General features: G+C 35.4%; 16 protein-coding genes. 7 read left to right on the top strand and 9 right to left on the bottom strand.

Annotated features, from left to right (window positions below):
* Positions 1-254 precede the first annotated feature (254 nt).
* Positions 255-1,922, bottom strand: coding sequence for a GLPGLI family protein (locus DBR39_RS02480; protein WP_124530706.1), 1,668 nt, complete (start codon positions 1,920-1,922; stop codon positions 255-257).
* Between the two features lie 185 nt (positions 1,923-2,107).
* Positions 2,108-3,313, bottom strand: a complete 1,206-nt coding sequence (locus DBR39_RS02475) for an RsmB/NOP family class I SAM-dependent RNA methyltransferase (protein ID WP_124530705.1) — start codon at positions 3,311-3,313, stop codon at positions 2,108-2,110.
* A 467-nt stretch (positions 3,314-3,780) separates the two neighbouring features.
* Here DBR39_RS02475 and DBR39_RS02470 point away from each other — a divergent pair, with 467 nt between their 5' ends.
* Positions 3,781-4,125 (top strand): zinc ribbon domain-containing protein YjdM, encoded by a 345-nt coding sequence (locus tag DBR39_RS02470; protein WP_124530704.1) that lies wholly within the window; start codon positions 3,781-3,783, stop codon positions 4,123-4,125.
* 294 nt (positions 4,126-4,419) lie between these two features.
* On the opposite strand, the gene DBR39_RS02465 is transcribed toward DBR39_RS02470, so the two are convergent.
* On the bottom strand, positions 4,420-5,355 hold the full coding sequence (locus tag DBR39_RS02465; RefSeq protein ID WP_124530703.1) for a sulfate/molybdate ABC transporter ATP-binding protein: 936 nt from the start codon (positions 5,353-5,355) through the stop codon (positions 4,420-4,422).
* A gap of 75 nt (positions 5,356-5,430) precedes the next feature.
* On the opposite strand from DBR39_RS02465, the gene DBR39_RS02460 reads away from it, so the two are divergent.
* Both DBR39_RS02460 and pheS read left to right on the top strand, forming a co-directional pair.
* Positions 5,431-6,090: a YceI family protein gene (locus DBR39_RS02460; protein ID WP_124530702.1), complete on the top strand. Its 660-nt coding sequence runs from the start codon at positions 5,431-5,433 to the stop codon at positions 6,088-6,090.
* A 127-nt stretch (positions 6,091-6,217) separates the two neighbouring features.
* Positions 6,218-7,228: a phenylalanine--tRNA ligase subunit alpha gene (gene pheS / locus DBR39_RS02455; RefSeq protein WP_124530701.1), complete on the top strand. Its 1,011-nt coding sequence runs from the start codon at positions 6,218-6,220 to the stop codon at positions 7,226-7,228.
* Between the two features lie 286 nt (positions 7,229-7,514).
* Here the strand turns inward: pheS and DBR39_RS02450 are convergent, their stop codons facing one another.
* The gene (locus DBR39_RS02450; protein ID WP_124530700.1) at positions 7,515-8,285 is read right to left on the bottom strand and encodes a DUF3108 domain-containing protein; all 771 of its coding nucleotides are present in this window, start codon (positions 8,283-8,285) and stop codon (positions 7,515-7,517) included.
* 153 nt (positions 8,286-8,438) lie between these two features.
* On the opposite strand from DBR39_RS02450, the gene DBR39_RS02445 reads away from it, so the two are divergent.
* Both DBR39_RS02445 and DBR39_RS02440 read left to right on the top strand, forming a co-directional pair.
* Positions 8,439-9,494 carry an NAD(P)/FAD-dependent oxidoreductase gene (locus tag DBR39_RS02445; protein WP_109738698.1) on the top strand — a complete coding sequence of 352 codons (1,056 nt, stop codon included), beginning with the start codon at positions 8,439-8,441 and terminating at the stop codon, positions 9,492-9,494.
* 12 nt (positions 9,495-9,506) lie between these two features.
* Positions 9,507-9,836, top strand: coding sequence for a 2Fe-2S iron-sulfur cluster-binding protein (locus DBR39_RS02440; protein WP_103234879.1), 330 nt, complete (start codon positions 9,507-9,509; stop codon positions 9,834-9,836).
* Positions 9,837-9,893: 57 nt separating this feature from the next.
* On the opposite strand, the gene DBR39_RS02435 is transcribed toward DBR39_RS02440, so the two are convergent.
* From DBR39_RS02435 to DBR39_RS02415, 5 genes are all read right to left on the bottom strand, one after another.
* Positions 9,894-10,475: a TIGR00730 family Rossman fold protein gene (locus DBR39_RS02435; protein WP_124530699.1), complete on the bottom strand. Its 582-nt coding sequence runs from the start codon at positions 10,473-10,475 to the stop codon at positions 9,894-9,896.
* A gap of 1 nt (position 10,476) precedes the next feature.
* Positions 10,477-11,442 carry a tetratricopeptide repeat protein gene (locus tag DBR39_RS02430; RefSeq protein WP_124530698.1) on the bottom strand — a complete coding sequence of 322 codons (966 nt, stop codon included), beginning with the start codon at positions 11,440-11,442 and terminating at the stop codon, positions 10,477-10,479.
* Between the two features lie 68 nt (positions 11,443-11,510).
* Positions 11,511-12,953: an aminoacyl-histidine dipeptidase gene (locus DBR39_RS02425; RefSeq protein WP_124530697.1), complete on the bottom strand. Its 1,443-nt coding sequence runs from the start codon at positions 12,951-12,953 to the stop codon at positions 11,511-11,513.
* A gap of 141 nt (positions 12,954-13,094) precedes the next feature.
* Positions 13,095-13,586, bottom strand: a complete 492-nt coding sequence (locus tag DBR39_RS02420) for a hypothetical protein (RefSeq protein WP_124530696.1) — start codon at positions 13,584-13,586, stop codon at positions 13,095-13,097.
* 22 nt (positions 13,587-13,608) lie between these two features.
* A complete protein-coding gene (locus DBR39_RS02415; protein ID WP_124530695.1) occupies positions 13,609-14,214 on the bottom strand; it encodes a hypothetical protein in 606 nt (201 codons plus the stop codon).
* 278 nt (positions 14,215-14,492) lie between these two features.
* Between DBR39_RS02415 and recR the strand changes: the two genes are divergently transcribed.
* Both recR and DBR39_RS02405 read left to right on the top strand, forming a co-directional pair.
* On the top strand, positions 14,493-15,104 hold the full coding sequence (gene recR, locus DBR39_RS02410; protein ID WP_109738695.1) for a recombination mediator RecR: 612 nt from the start codon (positions 14,493-14,495) through the stop codon (positions 15,102-15,104).
* Complete coding sequence (locus tag DBR39_RS02405; protein ID WP_124530694.1) at positions 15,100-15,939, top strand: glycosyltransferase family 2 protein; 840 nt, start codon at positions 15,100-15,102, stop codon at positions 15,937-15,939. The genes recR and DBR39_RS02405 overlap by 5 nt, the downstream gene beginning before the upstream one ends.
* Positions 15,940-15,957 lie beyond the last annotated feature (18 nt).

Genomic DNA, 15,957 nt, shown 5'->3' with positions numbered 1-15,957 from the left:
AAACGAAAATTTTTAATTAATTTATATTTTTAAGTTAAAATTCTTAACTATTTATTGAAATTAACATGTATTTGATTAATTTTTTTTCGTTGGCTAAAATTCATGCAATATCATACGAAATAAAAATGACATATTTATTAATCTATGGTAATTTATTATATGAATTTTAACCCTTACTTTGTGGCTCGAAATAATTTTTTTTCATCATTTGTGTTTTTACCTTCTTGCAATTCTCATGCAAGAAGGTTTTGTTTTTATTGGACTCCCAGTAACGTTCCTGAAACATTCCATGAGCTGAAACTTGTTCCTTCTGTGGGCCCCTGTGGGATTTTTACCTGAATTGTATGTTTTCCTGCTTTCAAATCCCCAAGAGGGATGAAATTAGGATTGGTAACCGTTCCCGGGCACCAGTTTGATCTGCTGAGGTCTGATGAAGAAAGTCCGTCCGGGAAATTTCCTGAAGCAGGGTTGTAAAGACGATATGATCCGCAGTCTGTTCTCCATGGTACAAATGAAAATACCGGTTTTTCATCAAGAACAATAGAATTGGCTTTTGGAACGAATTCATCTCCGTTTTCCCAACCTCCATGTCCGGTAGTGGTATATCTTAGCTGAGCATTCTTCAGATCTTTATTTAGAGTGAAGCTAACAAGCAGTCCTTTATCCTGATTAAACATTGTAGAATAATCCTGCCCGGCCATTTCCATAATATTTAAAGTATTAAACAAAGGGATAGCGATATTATTTTTATAAATATTCTGATCACTCTTGTGAATGGTAATATCAAGACTTACTTTGTGTCCTCCCTTATCATAATTGCCAATAAATGTACCTACCCAAAGCTCTTTTCCCGATAATGCCGGTTTCAGCTCTGTGATATCCTCTCGGTAAGGGCTGATCGTCTGCCAGGTTTTTCCTTTAAGCTGAATATGATTGAACTTCTGGATTCCAAAAGGGGTAAAGAATCTCATCATTTCCATAGCAGGGTTGTAGCTGTCTGTAGTTATTATTCCGTAATACTGCTTTCCATTTCCGTTTTCGTAGACAGGAAGTGTTTTTGCTCCTTTTTCCAATCCGTCAAAAAAAGACTTTTCTTTATCCTGTGGAATGAAAAATACAGTTCCGGTTCTGTCATAGGCATCTCCGTTCGACTGTTGTTTCAGTTCTACAAAAATATTTTCACCTTCTGTAATAGCAGGAAATTTTATCTTTTTAAGAATAATGGTACCATTAGCATATCTCTTGATCTGTTCGTCTGATTTGGAGGCGTCAGAGAAATTGATCATTTCATTTTCAAAAACGTTCAGGGTGATAAATCTGCTTTTCCAAAGAAGGTCTTTATATCCCAGCTGATCAGTAGTTTGTATATTTCCTTTCAGGATATTTTCAATTCCTGTATTTTTAATTTTTTTAATGGAACTGGCTGTAACTAAAGAGTTTTTATTTCGCTCAACTTCCAGAACCAGTCCTAAATTCTGTCCCAAAACAGAAGGTCCACCTTTCAGCTTCAGGTCATTGGTATACCAGACTTCAATGGTATTTGAATTGACTTTTGTAACGGCTTTTTTACAGTTGTATCCTAATATTTTTTTTGTTTCATTGGTGAGTTCAAAATCCTGCTTTCCTACAGATTCGGCATCAGAGGTTGAAATAATAGATTCCGGTTTTAAAAAAGCATACGAGACAATTGTGTTTGAAGGTTTTTCAACCTTAGTGATTTCATAAGGGAAGTTGCTTTTTTGTTCTTTGATGGTGCTGTTGAGGATGAAATTTTCTTTCTCATTAACCCAAACTATAGTGGAGGGTTGGTCAGCAGTTGTTTTTCCGTTATATGAACTGGTATACTGAATTTCGTAGGTCTGCGCAGAAAACAGACAGTATAAAAAAACGGCTAGAAAATTGAAAACAATTCTTGTATGCATAAATAAATGAGTTTGCTGCAAAGTTATTATAAACTTTCCACAGCATCATACGGTTTTAATCTATACAGTTAGTAGACAGTGTAGTGGAAATGTTACAAAAATTGTTACATTTTTTTTGAAAGATTTTAAAACAAAAAAAACTACTCCAAAAAATAGAGTAGTTTTATATATTTCATTGGTTTAGATTAAGAAACTCTCTCAATCAAAGCCATATAGAATCCGTCATACCCTTGGCTAGGCATTACTTTTTCATCTTTAACCATTTTGAATCCAGGATTGCTTTTGATGAATTCTTCTACCTGCATATTGTTTTCAGAAGGAAGGATAGAACACGTTGCGTATACCATTTTTCCTCCTTTTTTTAGCATTTTAGAATAGTCCTGAAGAATTTGTTGCTGTTCTTTTTTAATTCTGTCAATAAAGGCCTGATCAATTTTCCATTTACTGTCCGGGTTTCTTTTTAAAACTCCAAGACCTGAACATGGTGCATCGATCAAAAGTCTGTCTACTTTTTCGTAAAGACGTTTGATGACTTTGTTGTCAGAAATCATACGGGTTTCAATGTTGTGAGCACCTGCTCTTTTTGCACGACGCTTCAATTCAGCTAATTTCCATTCAAAGATGTCTAATGCAATGATCTGACCTTTGTTTTTCATGATTGCTGCCAAGTGAAGTGTTTTTCCTCCTGCACCTGCACACGCATCCACCACTCTCTGTCCTTCTTGTACATCAAGGAAATAACCGATTTTCTGAGAAGAGGCATCCTGAACTTCAAATAATCCTTCTTTGAAAGCTGTAGTAAGGAAAACGTTTTTCTTTTCTTCCAGCTGAACAGCATCAGGATAATTTTTAATAGGAAAAGCAACGACTCCCTCATCAGAAAGATCCGAAATAAGTTCCTTAGGAGTTGTTCTTAAAGAGTTCGCTCTTAAAACCGTAGGAGCCTGCTCGTTCAAAGCAAGCATTTCTCTTTCCCAGTTAGCCCCCAATTCTTTTTCAAGAGTTTCAGCCAGCCATTCAGGGATAGAATGTTCTATTGCTTTTGTAGGAACACTATTCTTTTTAAGCTTTGTAAGAATATCGGCGATTTTGATTCCGTCAAATTCTTCAAATTTTTTATAATTGGTTTTGCTCCAAAGCAAATAGGCGATGATGAGTTTGTAGATATTGTTAGGTTTCACCCCTTCACCCATATAGTATTCAAGGCGTTTTTTCCAACGGATAATATTGTAAAAAATTTCAGAAACAACAGCTCTGTCCTGGCTTCCCCATTTTCTGTTTGCTTTCAAAAGTCTTTCAATAACTTTATCGGCATATTTGTTTTTCTCAAAAAATGTCTCCTGTAGGGCATCGTGAATTCCGATTGCCAAGTTTCTGTGAATAAGTTCCATAAATTTGCTTCGCTGTTTGAATCTGCAAAAATACGACTTTTAATTGAGAGTTGAAGATTGAGTGATGAGTTTGGGAATTGGAAGAGTTTAGAATGGGGGAGTAATGTGATCTGATCTAATCTAATATTATTGATGTAAAGTCAATCTGTTTATTGATTTTTTAAGTGGTAGAAATACATTTTAATGCTGAATTTGTAAATATTTTCCGAATATTTATATTTTTTATTTGTTGACAATAGCCTTTCCCTTTAGAACAAATAAACCTATGTTTTTGCTTAATGAAAAATATTTGCTAGTAAAATATACACTGTTCATTACTATACTTTATTTTCTTTGTAGCAAGTTTATTTAATTTATATTAATTCACTATTTTGTGTTATATTAGCATGTGCTTATTATCTATTATACTGAACTTTATCTCTTGACTTCAACCTCTAAAAAGCTCTACCTTTGCAAAAATTAAAAATATGAGTGATACAGTACTTTGTCCGAAATGCAGCTCCGAATTTACCTATCCGAGCGATAATATGATGGTCTGTTCCCAGTGTTTCTACGAATGGAACCCTGAGGAAGCAGTTTCTGAGGCAGCTAGTGAAGGAAAAATATTGGATTCAAACGGAAACGAACTTCAGGATGGAGATTCTGTAGTTGTCGTAAAAGATCTTCCTGTAAAAGGAGCACCAAAACCTGTAAAGGCGGGTACTAAAGTGAAGAATATCCGTTTAAGACCAGGAAGTGATCATAATATTGATTGCAAAATTGATGGTTTCGGAGCGATGGCTCTTAAGTCTGAGTTTGTAAAGAAAGCATAAGAAAACGTTGTTTTTGTATGCCATAAAAATAAGAAAAGGAAAAAATTGGACAGTGTAATCTTTCATAAGACTTAATTGCAAGATTGCTAATGTCCGTCTGGAAGGCAGAAAGAGAAATAACCAAAAATTTCCTTATGCTTTGGAGGTACAAATGTAAGAAAAAGTTTTATAACTGATTCTTATGTTTGTATTTTTTTTATAGGTAAGTATAAGAAAACGTAGATCTTATGTGGTGTATAGTGAAAAATAAAATCGCAAATAAAGACTCAGCGGGTAAATAAATTTACTTTTGCTTTATATAAAAGAAATAGTAATCAAACCCTCTAATTTTTCATCAGTATAAACCACTATTTCTTTATTCCTTGCTTTAATTTTGTTCCAATAATAGTTTCCTGCAAATCGGCTTTCAAGGACTTCGGCTTCGAGACCGGTTTCAGTGATTTTTATTTCTTTAGGATAATAGGAGAATTTTGAAAGCTGGAAATCTTCAGCTTCAGTTTCGCTGAAGATATTTACTTCTCCGAATAACTTCGCAACATAAGAGTTGTAAGGACGTCTGTAAGTTTCTTCCGGACTGTCATTTTGAATCAGTCTTCCGTCCTGTAAAATGACGATCTGATCCAGCCATGGCATAATATCCTGAAGTTCGTGAGTAGAGATGATTAAAGAAACGCCGTGCTGCTTTACATATCTGAAAAGCCGTTCTCTGAGTTCAATTTTTCTCGGAAAATCAAGATTACTGAAAGGTTCATCTAAAATCAGAAGTTTTGGAAGCACAGAAAGCGCTCTGGCAATGGCCACTCTTTGCTGTTGCCCGCCGCTTAAATATTTGGGAAGCACATTGGCGAACTCCTGAAGTCCTACTACCTCAAGAAGTTCCGCTACGGTTTCTTTTTTTTGTTTTAAATTGATATTCGAAATAAACTTCCCTACATTTTCGGCAACAGTAGCGTAAGGCATAAGATCAAAATTCTGTGCTACGAATTTCATTTCTGCTTCTCCGGGAACGAGGTTTCCTTTCGGTCCCAAAAGCCGTGTTCCGTTAAAAATAATTTCTCCGCTTTCCCAGTCAAGAAGACCATAAATAAGGTTGAGAAGAGTAGATTTTCCGCATCCGCTTTCTCCTGCAAGTGCTATAATTCTGTTTTCTTCAAACCTTAGGTTAAGGTTCTGAAACAGGGGATTTTCTTTGGTATGAGAGAAAAATAAATTGTTTATTTCTAATAGCATATTACAAATGTAAGGTTTTTATGAAAACATAATTTTTTTTATTATATTAGCGGAACTAATAAAAATAAATCAAAAATGAGAAAAAAACTGTTTTCGTTAGCGATTCCTGCGTTATTTATTGCTGCTGTAATGGTTTCTTGTAAAAAAGATAAACCGCTTACCAGTGAAAGTAATGAGGTGGCAACTACCAAAGAAGGTAGCCAGTTCACTTTGGATACGTTAAACAGTAAGGTTGAATGGAAGGGATATAAAGTATTTAAATCTGAAAATACGAGCCATTTTGGAACAATCAAGTTTGAAAGTGGAGATGTGACAGTGAAAGACGGAAAACTGGAAAGCGGAAAATTCGTTGCTGATATGAACTCATTAACTTCTGTGGACTTGAAAGACAGCCCGGAAGATTTAGGGAAATTAAATGGGCACCTGAAGAGCGGTGATTTCTTTGAAGTTGAAAAATTCCCGACAGCTTCTTATGAAATTACAAAAGTAACTCCGGCTACGGAAGGAGATTATAATACTCTTTTAGAAGGTAATTTAACCATTAAAGGAATTACAAAACCAGTTCAGTTTAAGGCTAATGTTTCTGTGAAGGATGGAGAGGTGAGTGTAGCTACTGAACCGAAAGATATCAAGAGAGAAGAGTTTGGGGTAAAGTTCCAGGCTCCTGCTGAAAACGGTGTCATTAAAGACGAGGTAACTCTTCAGATCAGCGTTAAAGCTTTAGAAAAGAAATAATTTTTTTATTTAAGTGAAATAAGTGATTGAAGTCTGCCTCCCGAAAAAGAGGCAGATTTTTTTATAACGGACTTATTTTTAAACTTAAAAGTCGTATTTTTGCAAAACATTTTGAAAGGGTAAAATAATGATAGAAAAGATAGAAGAACTACTGATCGAAGTAAATGGCTTCAATGCTAGCTCTAAGGAAGATATCGAAAACTTCCGAATCAAGTACAACGGTAAAAAAGGGGTTCTGAATGATTTTTACGAAACATTAAAAGAAGTTCCTAACGACCAGAAGAAAGATTTCGGACAGAAGATCAATACTTTAAAACAAGCAGTAGCTGTAAAATTGGAAGACTTGAAAAGCTCTTCTGAATCTTCTGTTGTGGTAGAAAAAGAAGATCTTACAAGACCTGCTTTTCCATTGGATTTGGGCTCAAGACACCCGATTAATCTTGTTAAAAACAGAATTATCGAAATCTTCAAATCGATTGGCTTTGCAGTAGCAGACGGTCCTGAGATTGAAGATGACTGGCATAACTTTACGGCGCTTAACCTTCCGGAATATCACCCGGCAAGAGATATGCAGGATACGTTCTTTATTGAGCAGAATCCGGATATTCTTTTAAGAACGCATACTTCTTCCGTACAGACCCGTTATATGGAAGAAAACCAGCCGCCAATCAGGATTTTATCTCCGGGAAGAGTTTTCAGAAATGAAGCAATCTCTTCACGTTCTCACTGTATTTTTCACCAGATTGAGGGATTGTATATTGATGAGAATGTAAGCTTTGCAGACTTAAAGCAAACGATTCAGTTTTTTACGACTGAGCTTTTCGGAAAATCTAAAATCAGAATGAGACCTTCATTCTTCCCGTTCACTGAGCCAAGTGCTGAAATTGATGTGTATTGGGGATTGAACTCTGAAACTGATTATAGAATTACGAAAGGAACAGGATGGCTGGAGATCATGGGTTGCGGAATGGTAGATCCTGCCGTACTGAAAAATGTGAATATTGATTCTGAGAAATATTCAGGATATGCATTCGGAATGGGTATTGAAAGAATCACGATGCTTCTTTACCAGATGAGTGACATCAGAATGTTCTTCGAAAATGATATCAGAACACTGGAACAGTTCAAAACACTATAAAAAATCAAACCTCCGGAGCTCCGGAGGTTTTTGTTTTTAATTACTGACCTAAGAAACAAAACGTAACTAAAAACTGATCTTTATTGAAAAATTTACACGTGTCTGTTTCTTATGCCCATACTTCGGTTTCGAATCCGCTAGGTACCTCAACGAAGTATTGACATGCTGCAGCTCCTTTGTCTGCCTCTATAATTAAGACAATCAATGTTAACATTCTATTACATTGAACATAAAAAAAGCCTGTAAATAATTTTACAGGCTCTCTATTTAAAAAAATAATTATTCTTTATTTGCTAAACTTTAAAGGATATTTTACATTTTTATAATCATCAATACTTGCTTTCAGTGAACCTACTGCCAGTTCAGCTTTTAACAGCATAGGAAGGTGATTGGCATCGTTGGAAACCCACATCGTTACGCCTTCTTTTTCTTTAAATACTCTTCCGCTCTTTACAGATGGAATAATCTTTAAGCAATTGATGGTACCGAATTTTGTCTTTAAATTTTCTGTCCCGGTTACTTTTAACTGAAAAGGAAACATCTCGTCATCAATCCATACATTCATATTGATGATGGTTCCCACTTTCAATTCATCGGGGCTTTTACTTCTTAAATAGTAAAAACAGGAAAGCATATCCTGAACTCCTTTTACAGATTTTAAAACCTTAGAACCATTGGCAGGCGTCTTTTTATCTGTTAAAATCAAAGTATTATTATCGTGATTGAAAACCGTTTCAAAATGCTGGCGGTAGCTTCCTTCACGTACATTTCTGACATAAAAGCTTGGTAGCCCTGTCTGTGTATTGATAAAGCTTTCATATAAATCTTCCACTTTGAAGAATGCTTTTACAGCACCCGTAGTCTGCCCTGTCCCTTTTACATAGAGATGGGGTACCCCTTTGTAGTTGGTTTGCTTTGTCGTAAGGTTCGCAGTTCCTGCATTAAGGAAACCATAGTGAATTCTAAGAGTGATAGATTCGCCGTCTGCGATGTTATCAATCTGGGCCGAACCTAAAAAGAATATAAGTACTGCAAAAAGGTTTAAAATTTTCTTCATAACAAGACATTTACAAAAACGTTGCCAAATTTAAAATCTTAATTGATAGATATTTGACAAATCTCAGGTTTTTATTTAGAATCAATTAAATATGCTTCGCATTAAAATTAGTAAATTTGCAGCTACATGTATAATTAAATTATCTTAAAGATTATGATAACCACTGATATATTGATCATAGGTGCGGGACCTACAGGACTTTTTGCAGTTTTTGAAGCTGGTTTATTAAAAATGAAGTGTCACATTATTGATGCGCTTCCACAACCGGGAGGGCAGTTGGCAGAACTTTATCCTAAAAAACCTATTTTCGATATTCCAGGGTATCCTTCAGTAAACGCTGGAGAATTGGTGGATAATTTGATGGAGCAGATTAAGCAGTTTCAGCCTGGATTTACTTTAGGTGAGACCGCTGTTTCTTATACAAAGGTAGATGATGAGTGGTTTGAAGTGATCACTAATAAAGGAACCGTTCATAGATGTAAAGCAATTGCAATCGCTGGTGGATTAGGGACATTTGAGCCTAGAAAACCTGCTTTCGACAATCTTGCTGATTATGAAGAAAAAGGTCTTGAATATTTCGTGAAAGAACCTGAGCATTTCAGAAACAAAAAAGTAGTAATCGCCGGAGGTGGAGATTCTGCTTTGGACTGGAGTGTTTTCCTTTCCAATGTTGCGAGTGAAGTGACATTGATTCACAGAAGAAATGAGTTCCGTGGAGCTTTGGATTCTGTAGAGAAAGTTCAGGATCTGAAAAACCAAGGGAAAATTAAATTAATTACTCCTGCTGAAGTTACTGGTGTTAAAGGTGACGGAAAGGTTGAAGCTATTACAGTACAGGTTGACGGACAGGACGCTTACGATATTGAAACAGATTATTTTATTCCTTTATTCGGGTTGACTCCAAAATTAGGTGAGATCGGAAACTGGGGATTGAATATCGAGAAAAATGCAATTGTTGTAAACAATGCTCTTGATTATCAGACAAACATTGACGGAATCTACGCCATTGGAGATATCAATACATATCCTGGAAAATTGAAGTTGATTCTTTGTGGTTTCCACGAAGCTACTTTAATGTGTCAGAGTGTGTACAACAGATTAAATCCAGGTAAAAAATTCGTTCTAAAATATACAACCGTAAGTGGTGTAGACGGATTTGACGGAAGCCGTAAAGAAGCAGAGAAGGCAGTTGTGAAAAAAATTGACTAGTTTTGCAGAATTATGTCAGATGTTAATATTAAAATCACCGACAGAGAAGGTGTAACCCACGATGTCGTAGCTCCTACGGATATGTCCATGAACTTAATGGAAATTATCCGTGCTTATGAATTGGCAGAAGAAGGTACTATTGGTGTATGCGGAGGAATGGCGATGTGTGCTTCATGCCAGGTATATGTAATTAATGATCCCGGTTTGGAAACAATGGGAGATGAAGAAGATGCCATGCTTGCTGAAGCTTTCCATGTGAAAGAGAACAGCAGATTGGGATGCCAGTTACATATTGCCGATGCCATGGAAGGGCTCGAAGTGGCAATTGCTCCTTATCCTTAGAAAATATTTTTTAATCTTAATAAGAAACCCGTCCGAATTTTCGGACGGGTTTTGTTTTTATACTTCATCTTTAGAAATCACTTTCCAAACTGTAGGAGCCTGATAGTTTCTCATCTTTTCCAACAGATCTTCAATAGTATCGCTTACTAGGAGCATATCTTTGTTGACCTGCTTTAAGAATTCTTTATCCACCATGGTTTGAATCAATTTGATCAGATCATCATAAAAACCGTCAATATTCAAAATTCCGATCGGCTTTTTGTGAAGTCCAAGTTGTGCCCAGGTGATCATCTCGAAGAGTTCTTCCAGTGTTCCATAACCTCCTGGCAGAACGATGACTCCGTCGCAAAGTTCATTCATTTTTGTCTTTCTTTCATGCATCGTTTCCACGATGATGAGCTCTGTTAGATTTTTGTGGGCAATTTCTTTGGTTTGTAAAAACTGAGGCAGCACTCCGATTACCTTACCATTTTCACTTAAAGCCCCATTGGCTACTGTTCCCATTAAGCCGGTTTCCGAACCGCCATAAACGAGTTGTATATCTTGTTTTGCTAAGGTTTGTCCCAGAAGGAATGCCTGTTCTTTGTAAATGTCATGCGAGCCGAAACTTGAGCCGCAGAATACGGTGATACTTTTCATATTATTTGCAAAAATCTTTTAAATAATTTCTAACTTCAAAAGTTGTTAAATCTCCAGCTTTTCTGAAGCTGGTACATGCCTGTTCATTTTTTCCAACAGCAAGATATGATATTCCTAACTTAATATATCCGTCACGAAATCTTGAAATGAAGCGATTATCTTTAATTTGTAATTTATCCAGCTTACTGAGGTTTTCAATTGCTTTCTCAAATTGGTTATTATTATAGTATTCAAAACCATTTCCAATAATATGGTATAAATCTTTCTCTGATTTGTCATTCAAATCATGAAAAAATTTTAAGAAATGTTTTTCTTCAGTTACTAACATGTCTACTCCATAGGGATTTTTAAAATATTTTTCTGCCTGCATTAATGCTTGCACAAATTGTGTATCATATTGAGGAGTACGTTTGTCAAGTATTTTAATATTAGTAATCTTATTATCTTTTGTTAAAATATATTCAATTTTAAAATATAAGTCATCCATATCTTTTGAGTTTTCTTGCTTCATTAGGGGGATTATGAAGTCATCAAAAGTTTTTTCATGGTTAAATATTGGACGAATTACCTGGTTGGCAACCAGTAAACTATCATTATTTCTTACTTCAATTTTGGGCTGAAATTCCGGATACTTTTTTATAAAATCTTCTTCTTTTAATAATAATGATATTTCATTTCCTTCTTGCATCACCAGATAATCATCTTCAAACCAATATTTGAACATACGATTTTCAAGACTGATCTTGTCATTATAAAATTTTGCTTTAAATTTTTGATTATAAATAACTAATTCATCTTGATTAATGAAGTAAAAAAGCCTGAACGAATACTTGGAATTATTTATCTCTAAATTTTTTCCATCAGGCTGTACAATTTTATCTAAAATCCATTCACCTCTTAATTTCTGTGATTGAGAGTAAGTTTTAATACAGATTATCAGATAAAATAGAAGTAATATTCTTTTCATTATATTTAAAAATTAAAAATATCCAAAATCTTAAGACTTTGGATATTCAATATAGTAATTTTAATGTTCTATTTCTGAGGAATATTCGCTAAAATATCTTTCAGGAAGCTCCAGAATTTTTGTGCTGAAGGGATATTGGCTCTTTCGTCAGGTGAGTGTGCTCCTCTGATCGTTGGTCCAAAGCTTACCATTTCCATTTCAGGATAGTTGGCACCGATGATACCACATTCAAGACCTGCGTGACAAGCTACTACATGAGGTTTTTCATTGAACTTCTCAGTGTAAAGCTTCTCCATCAATTGTACAATCTCTGAACCTGGTTTTGGTTTCCATCCCGGATATGAACCGCTGAATTCAACATTCATTCCAGCCAGTTCTGCTACAGATTTCAATTGTTCAGCTACTGAATATTTAGAAGAATCTACAGATGATCTTGTAAGATTTAAAATTTTAAGTTCTCCACCCTTTAGTTCTACTCTTGCTACGTTGTTGGAAGCTTCTACAAGATCTGCCACATCCGGGCTCATTCTGTATACTCCGTTGTGAAGAGATTTTAAAGTAAGGATGATTTTTTTGGAATCTGCTTCAGAAGTTGCTTTGTCAGAAGATGTAGAGTTCTCAATATTGATCTGAAGTCCTGGTTCTACAGAAGCAAATTCTTCTAAAATATCCTTTTTAAGAGCGGTTGCCTCTTCCATAAATTCCTGCGCATTTCTTACTGAAATAATCGCAGCCCCTTCTCTTGGAATTGCATTTCTCAATCCACCGCTGTCGATAGAGATCAATTCTATATTTTGTTTCTCTAAACCTTTATAAAGAAGTCTTCCCAAAATAATATTGGAGTTTCCGAAACCTTTATGAATATCCATTCCGGAATGTCCTCCCTGAAGACCTTTTACGGTGATCTTTACAACCTGTCCTTTTGATGCTTCAGTTGAATAACTTTGAGTAATCGTTACATCAACGCCTCCTGCACAACCGATATCGATCTCGTCATCTTCTTCCGTATCAAGATTCAATAGAATTTGTCCTGCCAATTGACCTGGCTTTAATCCTAAAGCACCCGTCATTCCTGTCTCTTCATCAATCGTGAAAAGAGCTTCCAATGCAGGATGAGGAATATCTGAGCTTTCAAGGATAGACATGATTGTAGCTACTCCTAAGCCATTATCAGCCCCTAAAGTAGTTCCTTTTGCCTTTACCCAGTCACCATCAATTTCCATTTTGATTCCTTCTGTTTCAAAATCAAAATTCACATCGTTGTTTTTCTGGCAAACCATATCAAGGTGCGATTGAAGCACAATAGATTTACGGTTTTCCATTCCTGCAGTGGCAGGTTTCTTAATAATGACATTTCCTACTTCATCTACCGTAGTTTCCAGTCCTAAATCTTCACCAAATCCTTTGATGAAAGCAATTACTTTTTCCTCTTTTTTTGAAGGTCTTGGAACAGCATTTAACTTTGAAAAATTTTTCCAGATTATCTGCGGTTCTATATTAGATAATTCCATTGAATTTTATTTTTCTCAAATTTACGAAATAAAAAATGCTTCCGTGGGATACAGAAGCATTTTTGTATGTATTTGGAGGCAAAAAGCTAAAACAGCAAATTTGCTAATCTGTCTTTTTATCTTTTTAAGATTTCACTCTTATTAACATCCACACTCCCCGTAGATCGGGGTTGTGAAAGTAGTGCCATCCGGCTTTTCAATAGTCAAAGTACCTTCAAACAATAAAGCTTCTTCGCCTTTTACTTTTTTACCTTTTACAGAGATCTTATAATCATCATTTTCTATTTCTTTGGTCAGTAATTCATCTACTTCCATATCACTTGATGAAATAAGATTCATAGCCAGTCTTTTGCCATCCAGCATCATGTAAGCTGTTTTCCCGGCATCATCTGCATAGATGTATCTTTCATTTTCAAAATCGGCTTTGCTTACAGCAAAATAGCAAGAACATTCTTTAATTTCTTTCGGAAAAGGAATGGTTCCCACCAGAATATTTCCTGATGAAGATCCAGTTGAAGCAGAGTCTTTAGCAATATGTAAAGAATCAGCAGGAGCAGAACCTGAAACGGTTTCTTTTTCCTTTTTGCAGGCTACCAGTAGAAATGCGGAAAATAAAATGATTAAATATTTCATGTGTTTGTGGTTTTGTTATTTTTTAACCTCTTGCTCTTTCAAGAAGTGTCATCATTAATAAAGAAAGGATTACCAGGCTTTCTTCCTCGTCATCAATATCGATCAGTCTATCCAGCTGGAATCTTCTTCCAAAGAATGAAGGCATTTTTTTCAGTTTAAAATAAGCTTTTCCATCAATACCTGTTACGGTATAAGAAGGATTAAGGAAATACCCGGTGAACATTCCAATGATAGGAATTTCTCCTACAAAGCTGTCCCAGAATCTTACCCAGGCACTGTCTTCCTGAACTTTAAACTTTGGCTGATCTTTGGCATCCAGAATATCATAACTTGCTTTCCAGATAGAACGCATTCCTTTTCTTGCCAATCTACCGAAGTTTTTATTGTCAACAATGTCATTCAAAGAATAGGATGCATTGAAATCAATCCATTTATTCGCTCTGATTCTGAAAAGCTCTTTAGACTTGCTCTCATCATTGAAAACGATAACATCTTCTTTTAACTTGAACATTTTCTGACGAACATACGCTACATAATTCCCGTTTTTGTCAGTAATGTTGAAGTCACTTGCTAAAGTAGTGATTTTGAATTTGAAATCCAGAGGATAGTTAAGATTGTTAAGTACCATGTTAGTTTTTTTTCATATTAATTTAAGCCGCAAATATAAAGGTTTTTTTAGAGTTTATGGGTATTGGGAAAATTTAAAATATCGTTTTGGGACATTCTGGAGCCGGATGTTGATCGATAATCAGGAATCAATTTTTGCTGCGCAAAATCAATAGTAAATAGATCTCCCGAGAATAAATTTTCATAAGTGAAACGAATTGACGATTCACAGGTGATTCTTACAATTTATCATCCCTTCTCATACTCATTTCCTCAACTTTAATCCTTATTTTTGTACCTATGGATTACCCAAGTAAAGTGTTGGCAAAGGCGGTAGATGAGATTTCGGGATTGCCTGGGATTGGAAGAAAAACGGCTTTAAGATTAGCATTACATTTGTTGAAGCAGCCCAATTCCAGAGCCGTAAGTCTTGGAAATTCCGTGATTAATCTTGTCAACGAAATAAAATATTGTAAAGAGTGTCATAATTTTTCAGATTTTGATATCTGTGAAATATGCAGCAATGAAAAAAGAAATGGTGAATTGATCTGTATTGTTGAAGATGTACGGGATGTAATTGCTATTGAAAATACAGGGAAATATACAGGGAAATATCTGATCCTTGGCGGGAAAATCTCTCCAATGGAGGGGGTAGGACCCAGCCAGCTGAATATTCCAAGTATTGAAAAGAAACTGAATGACGGTAAGGTGAAGGAATTTATTTTTGCATTGAGTGCCACCATGGAAGGGGATACTACCGCTTATTATATTTACAAGAAATTTAAGAGCTTCAATGTGAATTTTTCAAGCATTGCAAGAGGAATTTCAGTAGGGGATGAATTGGAGTATGCGGATGAAATTTCTTTAGGAAGATCTATTATCAACAGGCTGCCATACAACGAAAAGGATTAATATGAAGCTGTCCGTTATTATTGTTAACTATAATGTTACCCGATTGCTCAGAAGCTGTCTCTTATCTCTTCAGAAGTATATACAGGAGGTGGAATATGAAGTGATTGTTATCGATAATGCTTCTACAGACAGTTCATGGGAAAATCTTATTCCTGAGTTTCCAAGCGTACATTTTATATCTTCTGAAACGAACGGAGGGTTTTCAAAAGCGAATAACCAGGCGGTTCAAACTGCAAAAGGAGAATATATACTGCTTTTGAATCCTGATACGGAATTAGAAGGGGGTTATATGAAAGAACTTCTGGACTTTGCAGATTCGCAGCCTTCTTTCGGATGTCTGGGAGTAAGAATGCATGATGCAGAAGGGCATTTTCTGCCTGAAAGTAAACGCTCGGTACCGGATATGTTTAATTCTTTTGAAAAGCTGTTTACCAATTTTAAAAACAACAATTCAAAAACCTATTACAGAAACGATATTGAAGAAGATGCTGTTGCTGAAATAGAAGTGATCACAGGAGCATTCTTATTAGCTAAAAGAGAGGTTTACGAAAAAATAGGAGGTCTGGATGAAGCTTACTTTATGTATGGAGAAGATATTGATCTTTGCTATACCTTTTTAAGAAACGGTTATAAGAATTTCTATTATGGAAAAGTTTCAATTCTTCATCACAAGGGAGAAAGTACGATCAAAGATGAAGTATATCTCAAGAGATTCTACGGTGCTATGCAGATCTTTATTGATAAATATTATAAAGAATCGAAGCCTGTACAGTATTCATTTTTAAAAGCAGGATTGAAGCTTCGGCATCAGATAGAAAAGATCAGATTAAAATAAAAAAGCAACTCAAAATTG

The organism is Chryseobacterium sp. KBW03, from assembly GCF_003852415.1.
Classification (GTDB): domain Bacteria; phylum Bacteroidota; class Bacteroidia; order Flavobacteriales; family Weeksellaceae; genus Chryseobacterium; species Chryseobacterium viscerum.
Note: the sequence above shows the minus strand (reverse complement) of the source record. Positions and strands in the feature narration are given on the sequence as shown.